Origin of the sequence: Rhizobium acidisoli, assembly GCF_002531755.2 — a bacterium.
GTDB lineage: Bacteria > Pseudomonadota > Alphaproteobacteria > Rhizobiales > Rhizobiaceae > Rhizobium > Rhizobium acidisoli.
Genome location: NZ_CP034998.1, coordinates 2,148,708 through 2,163,560, shown reverse-complemented (window position 1 = coordinate 2,163,560; position 14,853 = coordinate 2,148,708). Strand labels below are relative to the sequence as shown.

At 61.3% G+C, this 14,853-nt stretch carries 13 protein-coding genes; 9 read left to right on the top strand and 4 right to left on the bottom strand.

Annotated features, from left to right (window positions below; all coding sequences use genetic code 11):
* Positions 1-20 precede the first annotated feature (20 nt).
* The 3 genes from CO657_RS10720 to CO657_RS10710 all read left to right on the top strand — a co-directional run bounded on the left by CO657_RS10720 (position 21) and on the right by CO657_RS10710 (position 3,029).
* Positions 21-1,775 (top strand): thiamine pyrophosphate-binding protein, encoded by a 1,755-nt coding sequence (locus tag CO657_RS10720; protein ID WP_054184782.1) that lies wholly within the window; start codon positions 21-23, stop codon positions 1,773-1,775.
* A 38-nt stretch (positions 1,776-1,813) separates the two neighbouring features.
* A complete protein-coding gene (locus tag CO657_RS10715; RefSeq protein ID WP_054184783.1) occupies positions 1,814-2,323 on the top strand; it encodes a GNAT family N-acetyltransferase in 510 nt (169 codons plus the stop codon).
* 94 nt (positions 2,324-2,417) lie between these two features.
* Entirely contained in the window at positions 2,418-3,029 is a 612-nt protein-coding gene (locus CO657_RS10710; protein WP_054184784.1) for a class I SAM-dependent methyltransferase, read from the top strand.
* A 30-nt stretch (positions 3,030-3,059) separates the two neighbouring features.
* Here CO657_RS10710 and CO657_RS10705 read toward each other — a convergent pair whose 3' ends face one another.
* The 4 genes from CO657_RS10705 to CO657_RS10690 all read right to left on the bottom strand — a co-directional run bounded on the left by CO657_RS10705 (position 3,060) and on the right by CO657_RS10690 (position 6,525).
* On the bottom strand, positions 3,060-3,593 hold the full coding sequence (locus CO657_RS10705) for an AAA family ATPase (protein WP_054184785.1): 534 nt from the start codon (positions 3,591-3,593) through the stop codon (positions 3,060-3,062).
* A 2-nt stretch (positions 3,594-3,595) separates the two neighbouring features.
* Complete coding sequence (locus tag CO657_RS10700) at positions 3,596-4,669, bottom strand: D-alanine--D-alanine ligase family protein (protein WP_054184786.1); 1,074 nt, start codon at positions 4,667-4,669, stop codon at positions 3,596-3,598.
* A gap of 33 nt (positions 4,670-4,702) precedes the next feature.
* On the bottom strand, positions 4,703-5,317 hold the full coding sequence (locus tag CO657_RS10695; RefSeq protein WP_054184787.1) for a C39 family peptidase: 615 nt from the start codon (positions 5,315-5,317) through the stop codon (positions 4,703-4,705).
* A gap of 167 nt (positions 5,318-5,484) precedes the next feature.
* On the bottom strand, positions 5,485-6,525 hold the full coding sequence (locus tag CO657_RS10690; RefSeq protein WP_054184788.1) for a LacI family transcriptional regulator: 1,041 nt from the start codon (positions 6,523-6,525) through the stop codon (positions 5,485-5,487).
* 455 nt (positions 6,526-6,980) lie between these two features.
* On the opposite strand from CO657_RS10690, the gene CO657_RS10685 reads away from it, so the two are divergent.
* The 6 genes from CO657_RS10685 (at position 6,981) to CO657_RS10660 (ending at position 14,848) form a co-directional block, all read left to right on the top strand.
* Positions 6,981-8,216, top strand: coding sequence for an ABC transporter substrate-binding protein (locus tag CO657_RS10685; protein ID WP_054184790.1), 1,236 nt, complete (start codon positions 6,981-6,983; stop codon positions 8,214-8,216).
* 140 nt (positions 8,217-8,356) lie between these two features.
* Complete coding sequence (locus CO657_RS10680) at positions 8,357-9,262, top strand: carbohydrate ABC transporter permease (protein WP_012557943.1); 906 nt, start codon at positions 8,357-8,359, stop codon at positions 9,260-9,262.
* On the top strand, positions 9,255-10,199 hold the full coding sequence (locus tag CO657_RS10675) for a carbohydrate ABC transporter permease (protein WP_003594053.1): 945 nt from the start codon (positions 9,255-9,257) through the stop codon (positions 10,197-10,199). Before CO657_RS10680 ends, CO657_RS10675 begins: the two co-directional genes overlap by 8 nt.
* 4 nt (positions 10,200-10,203) lie before the next feature.
* Positions 10,204-11,310, top strand: a complete 1,107-nt coding sequence (locus CO657_RS10670; protein WP_054184791.1) for an ABC transporter ATP-binding protein — start codon at positions 10,204-10,206, stop codon at positions 11,308-11,310.
* Between the two features lie 277 nt (positions 11,311-11,587).
* Positions 11,588-14,047 (top strand): beta-mannosidase, encoded by a 2,460-nt coding sequence (locus CO657_RS10665; protein WP_054184792.1) that lies wholly within the window; start codon positions 11,588-11,590, stop codon positions 14,045-14,047.
* A 39-nt stretch (positions 14,048-14,086) separates the two neighbouring features.
* Entirely contained in the window at positions 14,087-14,848 is a 762-nt protein-coding gene (locus tag CO657_RS10660; protein WP_054184793.1) for a sugar phosphate isomerase/epimerase family protein, read from the top strand.
* The last annotated feature ends 5 nt before the right edge of the window (positions 14,849-14,853 follow it).

Sequence of the window (14,853 nt, the reverse complement as noted above, 5' to 3'; positions counted from 1 at the left end):
AAAATATCAAGGAGAATACAATGCGTGGTGCCGATATTCTGGTCAAAATGCTGATCGGCTATGGTGTCGAGGTCGTGTTTGGCGTGCCCGGCGATACAAACGTGCCTTTCTACGAAGCGTTGCAGGACCATGAGGATCAAATCCGGCACGTCATGGCGCGCGATGAGCGGTCGGCCGGATATATGGCGGACGCCTATGGCCGGTTCACCACAAAGCCCGGCGTTTTCGAATGCCCGTCGGGTGCAGGCGCAATGTATTCCCTGCCGCCGGTCGCGGAATCGAACTCGTCTTCCGTGCCCGTCATCCTTCTGACGATCGATATTCCGTTGCCGGGAGAGGGCAGGGGCGTTCTGACGGAACTCGATTGCGCCCGGCTTTTCGATCCGATCACGAAGATGTCGGTACAGGTGAAATCGGCCGAAAAACTGCCCGAAATCATCCGCCGTGCATTTCGCGTGGCGTGCTCGGGCAAGCCGGGCGCGGTACACCTGCAAATTCCCGAGGACATGTTGATGGCGGACGTCGATCCGGCGCGCATATCCTTGCATGTGGAAGCGGAATGCAGGCAATTCCCGGCTTTTCCGACACTCCCGGAATCGGGCAAGTTCGACATTCTGCTGTCGCTGCTTCGGACCAGCAAGAAGCCGCTGATCGTTTCGGGCGGCGGCGTGAACCGTTCCTGCGCCGGGCCGGAGGTCACGGAATTGGCCGAAGCGCTGAACATTCCGGTTTGCACGACGATGACGGGGCAGGGCACGATGCCCGACGATCACCGTCTGGCTGTCGGTGTCATTGGCGATAACGGCTTCCATCCGCATGCCAACTGGGCGCTCGAACATGCCGATTTCGTCCTGTTCGTCGGTTCCAAGATGGGATCGGTGGTGACCATCGGGTGGACATTCCCGAAGATCACGTTGAACAAGCGTGTCGCCCAGATCGACATCGATCCGGAAATCATGGCCAACAATTACGAGAACGTATTGTCCGTAACCGGCGATGCGAAGCTCGTCCTGCGCCGGATGATCGAGCTTGCCGGCGACAGCGGGGACGGGTCGCAAACCCAGGCCTGGGTGGACGAACTCAACGGTTTACGCGCTTCGTTCTGGGAGAATGCCGAAGCATTGCTGACTTCCGAAGCATCGCCGCTGCGGCCGGAGCGTGCCGTGCGTTGCTTCAACGAGGCATTGGAGGTTTATGGCAAGCCGGCCCACATCTATTCGGATGCGGGGACGCCGACGCCGCATATGACGCGCTTCCTGAAATTGAAGGACCGGCGGACACGCATTGCAATCCCGCGCGCATTCGGCGGGCTGGGGTCGGCATTGCCGGCCACCGTCGGTGCCTGGTTCGCCGACAAGGAGCGTCGGCCGATCGGCATGTTCGGCGACGGCTCCTTCGGCATGACCGTCGGCGAACTCGAAACGCTGGTTCGCCTGCAGGTTCCCGCAATTCTGCTCCTGTTCAACAACGGCACCTTCGGCTGGATCAAAGGCCTGCATCGCCTGAAGGGACATAATCAGTGCTTTGGCGTTGATTTCATGCCCCCGAAAGGCCAGGCGATTGCAGAAGCATTCGGCCTCAAGGCCTGGACCGCCACCGATGCCGGCGAACTGGATTATGCTCTTGCGGAAGCGTTTCGCTATGCCGATGGCCCTTGCCTGATCGATATCCACGTGGAGTCGATTGCCGATCGCGTCCCCCCGGTCTATTCGTGGCTTTCGAAACGCGGCAAGAACCCGTTGAGCATCGAAGCCGAAGAGGTGCGATACTTCTGATCCCCTTTTTCCTCGTTCAGCCGGCAGAAGGCGACAACATGTCAGAAACGGGCGCAATGATCATCCAAACCGAGCGTCTGAGGCTTCGCTTGCCCGAGATGGATGATTTCGCCGCATATGCGGAACTCATGGCTTCACCGCGGTCGGTCCGAATGGGCGGGCCGTTCGATCGGCGCGCGGCCTGGGGAATGTTCTGTCACGACGTGGCGCTCTGGCAGCTTTTCGGGCACGGGGCGCTGATGATCGATCTTGCCGAGACCGGCGAATGCGTCGGCCAGGTCGGCATCAATCACGGGCCGCTCTTTCCGGAAAAGGAGCTGGGCTGGTTGGTCTATGAGGGCCATGAAGGCAGAGGTTATGCGACCGAGGCGGCCATGGCGTTGCGGGACTGGGCCTTTGCGACGCTCAGCCTGCCGTCGCTCGTCAGCTATATCGCCCCCGGCAACGCCGCCTCGATTGCCGTCGCGCAACGGTTGGGCGGGCGTCTTGATCTGACGGCTCCTCGAACCGATCCTGGGGATCTCGTTTATCGTCATCTCGCTGCCTGAAAACATGTACACTCACCGGGCGCCGCGGCTGTGCAGACGGCTCAATCCTTATGTTGATCGGCCAGGATCGGTGCCGCAAAAATGGGGGTGGCGGATGACGGACGCAAAGCGGCAGCACTGGGACGAGGTCTATCGCACGAAAGCGCCCGACAGCGTCAGCTGGTATCAGCCGGCGCCTGAGCCTTCCCTGCGGGCGCTTGATGAGCTGCGATTGCCGGTCACGGCCTCGCTGATCGATGTGGGCGGTGGCGCATCGAGCCTTGTCGATCGGCTTGTCGAGCGCGGGTGGTCCGATCTCACCGTACTTGATATCGCCGCGCCGGCGCTCGACCTCGCCAAAGCACGGCTGGGGGACGTCCGCGTTGCCTGGGTGGTCGATGATGTCACTGCGTGGCGACCGGGGTGTCGGTACGATGTGTGGCACGACCGTGCCGTCTTTCATTTCCTCACCGAACCCGAGCAGCGGCTGGCTTATCGCCGCGCCCTCGAAACCGGCACGGTGCCGGGCAGCGCCGTGATCATCGCGACCTTCGCGCCTGACGGGCCGGAACGGTGCAGCGGCTTGCCGGTCCAGCGTTACGACGCGGCCGCTCTTACGCGTGAATTCTCCTCCGCGTTCACGCTTCAACGTGACTGGCGCGAGGAGCACACGACACCCAGCGGCGGCCGGCAGTCGTTTCAGTGGTGCGTCTTTCGCAGGCACTGAGGCTCCCGTTGAGAAGGCAGCGAGAGCCGGCTACTGCGCTACAAGGCTATCGAGAATGAAATCCGCCCGGTCGGCGACCGCGATTTTCGGCAGCGTGACGACGTCGTAGCCGAGCGCCGGGTAGATGGCTGCAAGCCGGCCATATTCGGCAACCGCCTCGTCGAAACCATGGCGTCGTTCGGGGTCGGTGACATAGATTTCCGGCCATGGCGGGGTGAGAAAAACGCTGCTGTTATAGCGGTGGAGGGCGCTTAACCTGTCCAGGACCGGTTCTCCGGTCAGGTGTTGAAGCGCTGCCGCGGCATCGATCAGCCCTCGGTCGAAAAATGTCCAGCCGGGCCGGCCGCGTGCGGCTGCGTGGTCGGCGATCGCCATCTCGATGGCGCGGCGTGCGAAGGCCGCCATATCGATCCAGGGCAGGGCTGCGCCGTCGCTTTCGAGCTCTTGCCTGACGATCCGCCGGCCGGGCTCTTCGACGACTGCATGACCGCGACGGCCGAGTTCGGCCAGCAGCGTCGATTTTCCGCCGCCGGAACATCCTGAAATCAGGACTGACCTGTTCATGCTCAGGTCCGGCCGGCGCGCGCCAGGCCGTGCTCCACCAGCCTGTCGATGATTTCGGCGTAACCGACGCCGCTTGCCGCCATCGCCTTAGAATACATGCTGATATCGGTGAAGCCGGGGATGGTGTTGATCTCGTTGACGAGGAACCGCATGTCGTCCATCAGAAAAAAGTCGACGCGGGCCATGCCGTCGCAGCCGACCGCCCGGAAAGCGCTTGCGGCCATGTCGCGCATGGCAGCCTCGACCTCCTCAGGCAGTTCGGCCGGGACTTTCAGCGCCGCGCCCTTCTCGTCGACGTATTTGGCATCGTAACTGTAGAAGCCGTGACTTTCGGCCGGCACGATCTCGCCCGGCCGGGAGACGAAAAGTTCGCCTGCCCTATCCTCCAGCACGCTGAATTCGATCTCGCGGCCGGCAACGAACTCCTCGGCGAGCAGTATACGATCGTGGCGGAAGGCCTCGGCAAGGGCGGGTGCGAATTCCTGGCTGGCATGAACCTTGGCGACACCGACCGACGATCCCTGCCGCGCCGGCTTGATGAAGAGCGGCAGTCCAAGCTCGCTTTCGAGGGCTGCCAGCGAGGGGACAGCATCCTCACGCATTGTCACCGAGCGCGCCACCGGCAGGCCTGCTGCCTTCAGCAGGCGCTTGGCGATGTCCTTGTCGAGCGCTGCGGCCGAACCGAGAATGCCGCAGCCGGCGAGTGGAACGCGCGCCACCTCCGCCAGGCCCTGCACCGATCCATCTTCGCCATGCAGGCCGTGCAGCACGGGAAACAGGATGTCGATCCCCGGCAATTCGTGGGCCGCGCCATGGGCCGGGATCGCCAGCATCCGGCCGCGTCCGCCCGGCACGAGGCAGATTTCGACGCCTGATGACGGTGTTGCCAGTATGCCGTCCTCGAAATTGCTCAGCAGCCATTGTCCCCCGCGGGTGATGAAAACAGGGATGGCGTCATATTTCTCGGGCACGAGCGCGCCCATGACATTGGTCGCCGAAAGGATGGAAACCTCATGCTCGGCCGAGCGGCCGCCGAAGAGCACGGCGATGCGCAGCCTGTTTGGGGAAGGGGTCATGCAAGCCTCCGAAGCGATCTGGTGTTGAAAAGGTCAGGTGTCGACAGATATGCCGCGATTGGCGAAGAAGCGGTCGAAGACGGCGAGCGGCAGCGTCACATCAGCCTGGCTCGCCTCGTCATGGCCAGACGGGTTGTGGAAGCGGATCGCCTCGTCGCTCGCCGCCGTGACCAGCACCAGATGGCCGCCCTTCGATGGCGGCTGGCGCTGCGGCCAGCGGATGCCCGAATGCACCGAGGCGATGAAGAAGCGCCGCTTCGATAGAAGCTCTGGAATGGCATATGTCTCGACGCCTGTGATGGTCTCCGCGCTCAGCGCGAATCGGTCGGCAGCGAAGCGGACGAAGGGCGCGTAGATCAGCCCCTTGATCGAGGCATCGATCTCGTTGACGACATAACCGCCATATCTAGTGCAGGCGCGGGCAAGCTGGAGGGTCGGATGGATCTCACCGCGGGCGGCAAGGATCATCTTCAGGCAGGCCATGCCGCAGACATTGACCGCCCAGCGCGCATATTCCTCGATCGTGCCGGCTCCCGAGTGTTGCCAGAGCGGATCGCCGAGCAAGGCCTGCGACCCCTCGGCAAGCACCGGCAGCGTCATGCCCGGTGTTTCCCATTGGCTGAAATAGGGCACGCCGCTTTCTTGCATGCTGTCGATCTCCCCGTCACTCGCTTTGAGATGGCGAGCAATCTTGGCTTTTTCGAGCCGATGCCCCGCTTGCGATTGGCGCGGTGAGTTGGGGGAGAGCTGAGCTCACTACGTCGCTGGAACCGATTTGAGCCACCAACCCGACGGGTCGCGCGTCTTAATCCGCCTTACCTGCCGCCCTCAGGCCAGATCGGCTGGCTGATGCTCTGCAGCAGCTCCGGTTCGACGCCGTCGATGCGGGCAATGACGGCTTTGGCCATTTCGCGGCCGGCCTGGCGCACGTCTTCCTGGACGGTGATAATCTCGGGGCGGATCCAGTTGAGGATCGGCACCGATTGCTTCGACACCATATCGAGATCGCGGCCGAGCGCCTTGCCGGCAGCCTCGATACCGGCATTGACGGCGATCGCTGCGCTGCCGGCCGAACAGACGATGCCATCAGGGGCATTGGGTGAGCGCATCATCACCTCGACGACGTCGCGAATGTCGGCGAGGGGCGCGTCGCTGTTGACGCGCAGCGGCACTTCCTCGGCGCCGTAATCATGCAGGCCGGTCTGGAAGCCGATGCGGATATGGGCGTAATAGGTGAGCTTGCTCGGCGGCTGCAGCAGGGCGATGCGCCGCCGGCCGCGTTTGACGAGCCGTTCCACCGCCTGGTGGGCGAAGGCTTCGTTGTTGAAGTCGTGGAAAGGGTGCGTGAGACCGGCGTCGGTGCGCCCATGGGTGGCGAAGGGCATGCCGCGCTCGGTCAACAGCCGCACGCGCGGATCGTCCGGTTCGATGCGCGAGATGATGACGCCGTCGGCCGAGCCGGTGTCAAGGATGTAGCGCACCGGCAGCATCGGATCCTTGCTGTGGGAATGCGGCGTGACGACGATATGATAGGGCGTGCCGGACAGGACCTCGGAGATGCCGAAGACCATCTGGCTCGAAAAGCCCATGATCTCCTCGTCGATGCTGAGGACGAGGGCGATGACGTTGGTCTTGCCGGTGCGCAGGCGCACGCCGGCCCTGTTCGGCTGGTAACCGAGCTGGCGGGCGACCATGCGCACCCGCTCTTTGGTTTCCGCCCCGATGTCGGGCGCATCCTTTAAGGCGCGCGATACTGTCGTCACGCCGAGGCCGGTCATGAAGGCGATCGTCTTCAACGTCGGGCGCTCGCGCGCCGTTGGCGATGCCGCCTGCCCGAAATTTCCCTTGTTTTCCATCCCTGTAGGCCTGCCTCGCGCGAATTGGTGTCGCTTATAGAGGCTTTTTCAGGCGCCGTAAGCCCGCCGCCCGCCAAAATCGCGCCTCCCTAAGAAACGCAATCTGTAACGATACAGTAGAAATGTCGAGGGCTTTTTCCTATGTGCTTTGCAGCATTGTGTGCACAGGTTGAATCTACGGCTCATGCCCTGCTTTTTTGCGTTTGCGAAAAGTATACGGCGGAGTTGAAAACGAATTTCGAGACTTTTATGTATATTTTCAATATTATAAAGAGAAAGTGCATCTGCGAGATCGTGTGACCGAATGCCGGTTCGGAGGGGAGAGCCGGGCCGACAGGAAACAGGCACAAGTAGTAAATCCCGTTGTCGAGGAAAAATTTGAAGGCGGGCGGTTGCGTGCGGAAATCGATTGATCTAAGTTTTTCCGGCAACGTTTCAGTGAGGGAGGAAAACTCATGAAAATTCGTATTATGGCGGCCGTGCTTGCCGCTTCGGTCGCGCTTCCGTTCGGCGCCGCCAATGCTACCGATCTCGAAGTCACGCATTGGTGGACTTCAGGCGGCGAATCGGCTGCCGTCGCCGAGCTGGCAAAGGCATTCGACGCCACCGGCAACCACTGGGTCGACGGCGCCATCGCCGGCTCCGGCGGCACCGCCCGTCCGATTATGATCAGCCGCATCACCGGCGGCGACCCGATGGGCGCCACCCAGTTCAACCACGGCCGCCAGGCTGAGGAACTCGTTCAGGCTGGCCTGATGCGCGATCTGACCGACGTGGCGACCGCCGAGCACTGGAAGGACATCATCCGCCCGGCGAGCCTGCTCGATTCCTGCACGATCGACGGCAAGATCTATTGCGCTCCGGTCAACATCCACTCCTGGCAGTGGCTGTGGCTGTCGAATGCCGCCTTCAAGAAGGCCGGCGTCGAGGTTCCGAAGAACTGGGACGAGTTCGTCGCCGCCGCTCCGGCTCTCGAAAAGGCCGGCATCATTCCGCTCGCCGTCGGCGGCCAGCCGTGGCAGGCGACAGGCGCCTTCGACGTGCTGATGGTCGCGGTTGCCGGCAAGGATACCTTCAACAAGGTTTTCAAGGACAAGGATGCGGAAGTTGCCGCCGGTCCTGAAATCGCCAAGGTGTTCAAGGCCGCCGACGATGCGCGGCGTATGGCCAAAGGCAGCAACGTCCAGGACTGGAACCAGGCCACCAACCTCGTCATCACAGGCAAGGCCGGCGGTCAGATCATGGGCGACTGGGCGCAGGGTGAATTCGCACTCGCCGGTCAGAAGGCCGGCACCGACTACACCTGCCTGCCGGGCCTCGGCGTGAACGAGATCATCTCGACCGGCGGCGATGCCTTCTACTTCCCGCTGCTGAAGGACGAGGAAAAATCCAAGGCGCAGGCCGTGCTCGCCAAGACCCTGCTCGATCCCAAGACCCAGGTTGCCTTCAACCTGAAAAAGGGCTCGCTGCCGGTTCGCGGCGATGTCGATCTCGCCGCCGCCAACGACTGCATGAAGAAGGGTCTCGACATCCTCGCCAAGGGCAACGTGATCCAAGGTACCGACCAGCTGCTTTCGGCCGACAGCCAGAAGCAGAAGGAAGACCTCTTCTCCGAATTCTTCGCCAACCCGTCGATGACGCCGGAGGACGCTCAGAAGCGTTTCGCCAAAATCATCGCTTCGGCTGACTGATCGGTAGACACGCCGCCGGCCGGACGAATGGTCCGGCCGGCGGCGTGTCTCCGGCATTCCGGCGAATCCCGGGACAGGATGGCAGACGCTGCCAACCCGTTCCGTTACGGGTCGCAGCTGCGAATTGAGGAGAAGTGTTCATGACGGGTCAAGCGCAAGCAGGCCGGCCAATCAAGTTACTGCGCAATCTGAATGCCAAGATTGCGTCCATCCCGATGATCCTGACAGCGCTGGTGATCTTTGTCGGCGGCACGTTCTGGACGGTCTTTTATTCCTTCACCAATTCCAAGCTGCTTCCGCGGTTGAGCTTTGTCGGCATCGATCAGTACGAGCGACTCTGGGCGGCACCCCGCTGGGTGACGGCCATCGAGAACCTGGCTCTCTACGGCGTGCTCTCGCTGGTCTTCAGCCTGGTCATCGGTTTTATGCTCGCCGCGCTGATGGACCAGAAGATCCGTTTCGAAAACACATTCCGCACCATCTTCCTCTATCCCTTCGCGCTGTCCTTCATCGTGACGGGCCTCGTCTGGCAATGGGTTCTGAACCCCGATTTCGGCATTCAGTCAGTCGTGCGTTCGATGGGCTGGACGAGCTTCACCTTCAATCCGCTCTATACGCCTGAAATCGTCATCTACGGCATTCTGATCGCGGCGCTGTGGCAGGGAACGGGTCTCGTCATGTGCCTGATGCTGGCCGGCCTGCGCGGCATCGACGAAGACATCTGGAAGGCGGCGCGCGTCGACGGCATTCCGATGTGGAGGACCTATCTTTTCATCGTGATCCCGATGATGCGGCCGGTGTTCATTACGACGATCGTCATCATCGCCTCGGGTATCGTCAAGGTCTACGACCTCGTGGTGGCGCAGACATCGGGCGGGCCGGGCATTTCTTCGGAAGTGCCGGCGAAATATGTCTACGACTACATGTTCCAGGCGCAGAACCTGGGGCAGGGCTTTGCTGCCTCGACCATGATGCTCGTCACCGTCGCGATCATCATCGTTCCGTGGGCCTATCTTGAATTCGGCGGAGGGCGCAAGCGTGGCTGATGTAGGAACTCTCAACACCACCGTTGCCGGTATCGATGCCGTCGCACCGAGACTCGGCGAAGGCCCGAGCGGCGCGAAGCCGCGCCCGGCGCTGTCGTCGCGCAACATCATGCTCTACGGTACGCTGACGATCGCGGCGCTCTATTATCTGCTGCCGCTCTATGTGATGGTCGTCACCTCGCTGAAGGGCATGCCGGAAATCCGTCTCGGCAATATCTTCTCGCCACCGATGGAAATAACCTTCGAGCCCTGGGTGAAGGCCTGGGCGGAGGCCTGCACAGGCTTGAACTGCGACGGCCTGTCGCGCGGTTTCTGGAACTCGGTGCGCATCACCGTGCCGTCGGTCATCATCTCGATCGCCATTGCCTCGGTGAACGGTTATGCGCTGGCAAACTGGCGCTTCAAGGGATCAGAGCTGTTCTTCTCGATCCTCATCATCGGGGCGTTCATTCCCTATCAGGTGATGATCTATCCGATCGTCATCATCCTGCGTGAAATCGGCATCTACGGCACGCTGACGGGTCTCGTCATCGTGCATTCGATCTTCGGCATGCCGATCCTGACGCTGCTCTTCCGCAATTATTTCGTGTCGCTGCCGGAAGAATTGTTCAAGGCGGCGCGTGTCGACGGTGCGGGCTTCTGGCAGATCTTCCTGAAGATCATGCTGCCGATGTCGCTGCCGATCTTCGTCGTCGCGATGATCCTGCAGGTGACCGGCATCTGGAACGACTTCCTGTTCGGCGTGGTCTTCACCCGGCCGGATACCTATCCGATGACCGTGCAGCTCAACAACATCGTCAATTCCGTCCAGGGCGTGAAGGAATACAACGTCAACATGGCGGCAACGATCCTCACCGGTCTCGTGCCGCTCATCGTTTACTTCGTGTCGGGACGACTTTTCGTCCGCGGCATCGCCGCTGGCGCAGTGAAGGGTTGATCCCATGAACGTGAATTCAAGTGTCTCCAACTCAAGCGTTTCCATCAAGGATCTGTCGCTGAACTTCGGCGCGGTGAGCGTGCTGAAAGATCTCAACCTCGACATCAACGACGGCGAGTTCCTGGTACTGCTCGGCTCGTCCGGCTGCGGCAAGTCGACCTTGCTGAATTGCATCGCCGGCCTGCTCGATGCCTCTGAAGGGCAGATCTTCATCAAGGGCAAGAACGTCACCTGGGAAGAGCCGAAGGACCGCGGCATCGGCATGGTGTTCCAGTCCTATGCGCTCTATCCGCAGATGACCGTCGAGAAGAACCTGTCCTTCGGCCTTCGCGTTGCCAAGGTGCCGCAGGCCGAGATCGACAAGCGGGTGGCGCGTGCCTCCGAAATCCTGCAGATTCAGCCGCTGTTGAAGCGTAAGCCGGCCGAACTATCAGGCGGACAGCGCCAGCGCGTGGCGATCGGCCGGGCACTGGTGCGCGATGTCGACGTCTTCCTGTTCGACGAGCCGCTGTCCAACCTCGACGCCAAGCTGCGCTCGGAATTGCGCGTCGAAATCAAGCGCCTGCACCAGTCGCTGAAGAATACGATGATCTACGTCACCCATGACCAGATCGAGGCGCTGACGCTTGCCGACCGCATCGCGATCATGAAGAGCGGCATCATCCAGCAGCTCGACGATCCGACGACGATCTACAACAGGCCGCGCAATCTCTTCGTCGCCGGCTTCATCGGCTCGCCGTCGATGAATTTCCTGCGGGGCGAACTGGTCAAATCAGGCGACGGCATTGCCTTTTCCGCCAACGGCGTCATTTTCTCGCTCGCTGCCTACGAGGCCAGCGAGACGCTGCAGCCCGGCCGCAAGGTGGTGCTCGGCGTTCGCCCAGAGCATATCAAGGTCAACGAGAATGTCGGCGGCGAGGAACATGATGCCACCGTCGATATCGAGGAGCCGATGGGCGCGGACAATCTTCTGTGGCTGAAACATGCCGGTCACACGATGTCGGTACGCGTCAACGGCGCGCGCCGCTTCAACGTCGGAGCCAAGGTAAAGCTCAGCTTCGACATGACGGTGGCTTCGGTGTTCGATGCCGAGAGTGAGCTGCGTCTCTAGGGATTTTGCGGATTGAGGCCACTAGCCGGAGCGAGTTTGACGAAAAGGCCAACCCCGACCTCCGTCATCCTCGGGCTTGACCCGAGGATCCATGCCCGCTGCCGCACGTGGATGCGGTGTAGATCCTCGGGTCAAGCCCGAGGATGACGGAGAGCGGGGTGGGCGGATGAGGAGAAAAACGAAACGTCTCTGACGAACGACTAGGTGAAGGCCACCGAACGGTGACATTTGCCCTTCCTTCAAGACCACAACCCTTTTCGAAATCGGAAACGACATCGTGACGCAACAAACGCCCCCCTCCAACATCGACCTTTCCGGTTCGTGGCAGCTCGCCTCCGTCGACGGCGAGATTCGCACTGCGATCATGCTGCCGGGCGACGTGCATACCGCGCTCCACCGGGCAGGGCTGATCCCCGATCCCTATTTCGGCCGCAACGAGGAAAAGGTGCAGTGGGTCGCCGAGCGTGAATGGGCGGTGGAGCGCAGCTTCGCGCTGCCGGAGGTCGATGGCGACTGGTATCTGGATATCGACTACCTCGACACGGTCGCCAGCGTCCATGTCAACGGCTTCCTGGCGCTCGAAGCCGATAACAGCTTCCGCCGCTACCGGCCCGATGTGTCCAGCATGTTGAAAGCGGCCGACAATGTCATCCGCATCGTCTTCGCCTCGAACATCGCGGTCGGGGCCGAGCGGCAGAAGAAGCAGCCCTTCTACATCCCATACAGCACGGGCAATTCGCCGATCCCGGATGGCAACATGCTGCGCAAGCCGCAATGCCATTTCGGCTGGGACTGGAATATCGCCATTGCGCCGTTCGGCCTTTACGGCACGATCGCGCTGAAGAAGCTCGAGACCGCGCGCATCGAACATGTCGTCACCCGCCAGACGCATAATTTCGACGGATCGGTCGATCTGACGGTGACGGCGACGCTCTATTCCAAGGGGCCGAGCATTGCCCAGGTCTATTTCGATCTCGATGGCGAGCGGGTGCGCCTCGATGTCGGCGTCCATGGCGAGACCCATGTCAACCATCTCTTCCATATCGACAATCCGCGCCTATGGTGGCCTTCCGGCAGCGGCGAGCAGGCGCTCTATAGCCTGTCCGTCGAATTGCCGACGGATGAGGTGACGAAGCAGATCGGTCTTCGCACCATCGAGCTGATCACCACCCCGGATGCATCAGGCAGCCGCTTCGCCTTCAAGGTCAATGGCCGTGAGATTTTCTGCCGCGGCGCCAACTGGATCCCGGCTGACGCGCTGTTTTCGCTGTCGTCGCCTGAAAAGACCGAGGATCTCCTGCAATCGGCCGTAGCCGCCAACATGAACATGATCCGCGTCTGGGGCGGCGGCTTTTACGAGCAGGATCATTTCTACGATTTATGCGACCGGCTGGGCCTGATGGTCTGGCAGGACTTCATGTTTGCCTGCAACCTCTATCCCTCGACCGAGGACTTCCTCGACAATGTCGCGATCGAGGTCGATTACCAGGTGCGCCGGCTTTCTTCGCATCCCTCGATTGCGCTCTGGTGCGGTGACAACGAACTTGTGGGAGCACTCACCTGGTTCGAGGAATCACGGAAGGATCGCGACCGCTATCTCGTCTCCTACGACCGCCTCAACCGGACGATCGAGCAGGCGGTGAAGAAGGCGCTGCCCGGCGCTCTCTGGTGGCCGTCGAGCCCCGCTTCGGGCTATCTCGATTTCGGCGATGCCTGGCATGCCGACGGCTCCGGCGACATGCATTACTGGTCGGTCTGGCACGAGAATAAGTCGTTCAACAATTACCGTTCGGTGCGGCCGCGCTTCTGCTCGGAATTCGGCTTCCAGTCCTATACCTCGCTGCCCGTCATCAAGACCTATGCCGAGGAGAAGGACATGAACGTTGCTTCCCCCGTCATGGAGCTGCACCAGAAGAATGCCGGCGGCAATGAGCGGATCGCCGGCACGATGTTCCGCTATTTCCGTTTCCCCAAGGATTTTCCGAACTTCGTCTATCTTTCCCAGATACAGCAGGGCCTCGCCATCAAGACGGCGGTGGAATATTGGCGGTCGCTCAAACCGCATTGCATGGGCACGATCTACTGGCAGCTCAACGACACATGGCCGGTCGCCTCGTGGTCGAGCCTCGACTATGGCGGCCGCTGGAAGGCGATGCATTATCTCGTCAAGCGCTTCTTCCAGCCGGTCGCGGTCGCGGCCATTCCTTCCGAGGACGGCAAGACGATCCGCTTCTCGCTGGTCAACGACACGCTTGAAGATATCAGCATCGATCTTTCCATCTCGGCTCTGACGATGAAGGGCGAACGCCTGCACCTGAAAGACGTGCAAGCCGTGTGCTCGCCGGATGCCGCGGTGACGGCTGCGAGCATCGACGTTTCCGACATCCCCGCCGACACGCTGCTTGCCTGGCATTTCACCGCGTCGAACGGCATGGGCGGCGAGGGGCATTATGTCAACGGCACCTATAAGGCGCTGGAATTGGAGCCGTCGGGCCTGACGGTCGCTCACGAATATGTCGGGGAGAGTGGTGCGATCGATATCAACGTCACCGCGAGGGGACTTGCGCTCTTCGTGATGATCGAGACCGAGACGGACGGCAAATATTCCGACAATGCCTTCGACCTTGCAGCCGGCGAGAGCCGCCGCATCACCTTTACCCCGGCACATCAGCTTGATCGCGGCGCCCTTCCGGAGTTCCGCTTCTACGACCTGCATTCCTGCCAATCGGCGGATTGATCCTTCCCAAGCATGGGCACGAGGCCCGAGGAGAATATGATGACGAAACTCAGCTACCAGCTCTACAGCGCCCGTAATTTCCAGCCTTATTCGGCGATTTTCGAAAAGCTCGGCAAGGCGGGTTATGCCGAAGTCGAAGGCTTCGGCGGCATTTATGCCGATCTCGACGATGCGGGGCTGAAGAGCCTTCGCGCCGATCTCGACAAGAACGGCCTGGTCATGGCGACCGGCCATTTCAGCCCGGATTTCCTGGAGAAGGACGTGCAGAAGTCGCTGAACATTGCCAAGATTCTCGGCATGGATTCGATCTATGCGCCGCATCTGGCCGCTGAGCAGCGCCCCTCCGACGCCGCCGGCTGGGTCGCCTTCGGCAAACGCCTGCAGGAGATGAGCAAGCCATACAAGGAAGCCGGCTACGAATTCGGCTGGCACAATCACGATTTCGAATTCGTCAAGCTGGCCGACGGCTCGCTGCCGATCGAGCGCCTCTTCGAGGGTGCGCCTGATATTTCCTGGGAAGCCGACATCGCCTGGGTCATTCGCGGCAATGCCGATCCTTTCGCCTGGATCGAGAAGCTTGGCTCGCGCATCACCGCGGTGCATGTCAAGGACATCGCGCCGGCAGGCGAGGCTAAGGACGAAGACGGCTGGGCCGATGTCGGCCACGGCAAGGTGGAATGGGGCAAACTGATGGCGGCCCTGCGCGCCACCAAGGCAAAGCACTTCGTTGTCGAACATGACAATCCCAAAGATATCGACCGCAACATCAGCCGTTCGATTGCATCCTTCCAGACTTATTGAGGCAC

What these genes read in the sequence shown, in the direction of transcription:
- CO657_RS10715 (WP_054184783.1), top strand. Translation starts at nt 1,814, where the DNA reads ATGTCAGAAACGGGCGCAATGATCATCCAAACCGAGCGTCTGAGGCTT.
- CO657_RS10670 (WP_054184791.1), top strand. Translation starts at nt 10,204, where the DNA reads ATGAACGTGAATTCAAGTGTCTCCAACTCAAGCGTTTCCATCAAGGAT.
- CO657_RS10660 (WP_054184793.1), top strand. Translation starts at nt 14,087, where the DNA reads ATGACGAAACTCAGCTACCAGCTCTACAGCGCCCGTAATTTCCAGCCT.
- CO657_RS10705 (WP_054184785.1), bottom strand. Translation starts at nt 3,593, where the DNA reads ATGAACAGGTCAGTCCTGATTTCAGGATGTTCCGGCGGCGGAAAATCG.
- CO657_RS10720 (WP_054184782.1), top strand. Translation starts at nt 21, where the DNA reads ATGCGTGGTGCCGATATTCTGGTCAAAATGCTGATCGGCTATGGTGTC.
- CO657_RS10710 (WP_054184784.1), top strand. Translation starts at nt 2,418, where the DNA reads ATGACGGACGCAAAGCGGCAGCACTGGGACGAGGTCTATCGCACGAAA.
- CO657_RS10680 (WP_012557943.1), top strand. Translation starts at nt 8,357, where the DNA reads ATGACGGGTCAAGCGCAAGCAGGCCGGCCAATCAAGTTACTGCGCAAT.
- CO657_RS10695 (WP_054184787.1), bottom strand. Translation starts at nt 5,317, where the DNA reads ATGCAAGAAAGCGGCGTGCCCTATTTCAGCCAATGGGAAACACCGGGC.
- CO657_RS10700 (WP_054184786.1), bottom strand. Translation starts at nt 4,669, where the DNA reads ATGACCCCTTCCCCAAACAGGCTGCGCATCGCCGTGCTCTTCGGCGGC.
- CO657_RS10690 (WP_054184788.1), bottom strand. Translation starts at nt 6,525, where the DNA reads ATGGAAAACAAGGGAAATTTCGGGCAGGCGGCATCGCCAACGGCGCGC.
- CO657_RS10685 (WP_054184790.1), top strand. Translation starts at nt 6,981, where the DNA reads ATGAAAATTCGTATTATGGCGGCCGTGCTTGCCGCTTCGGTCGCGCTT.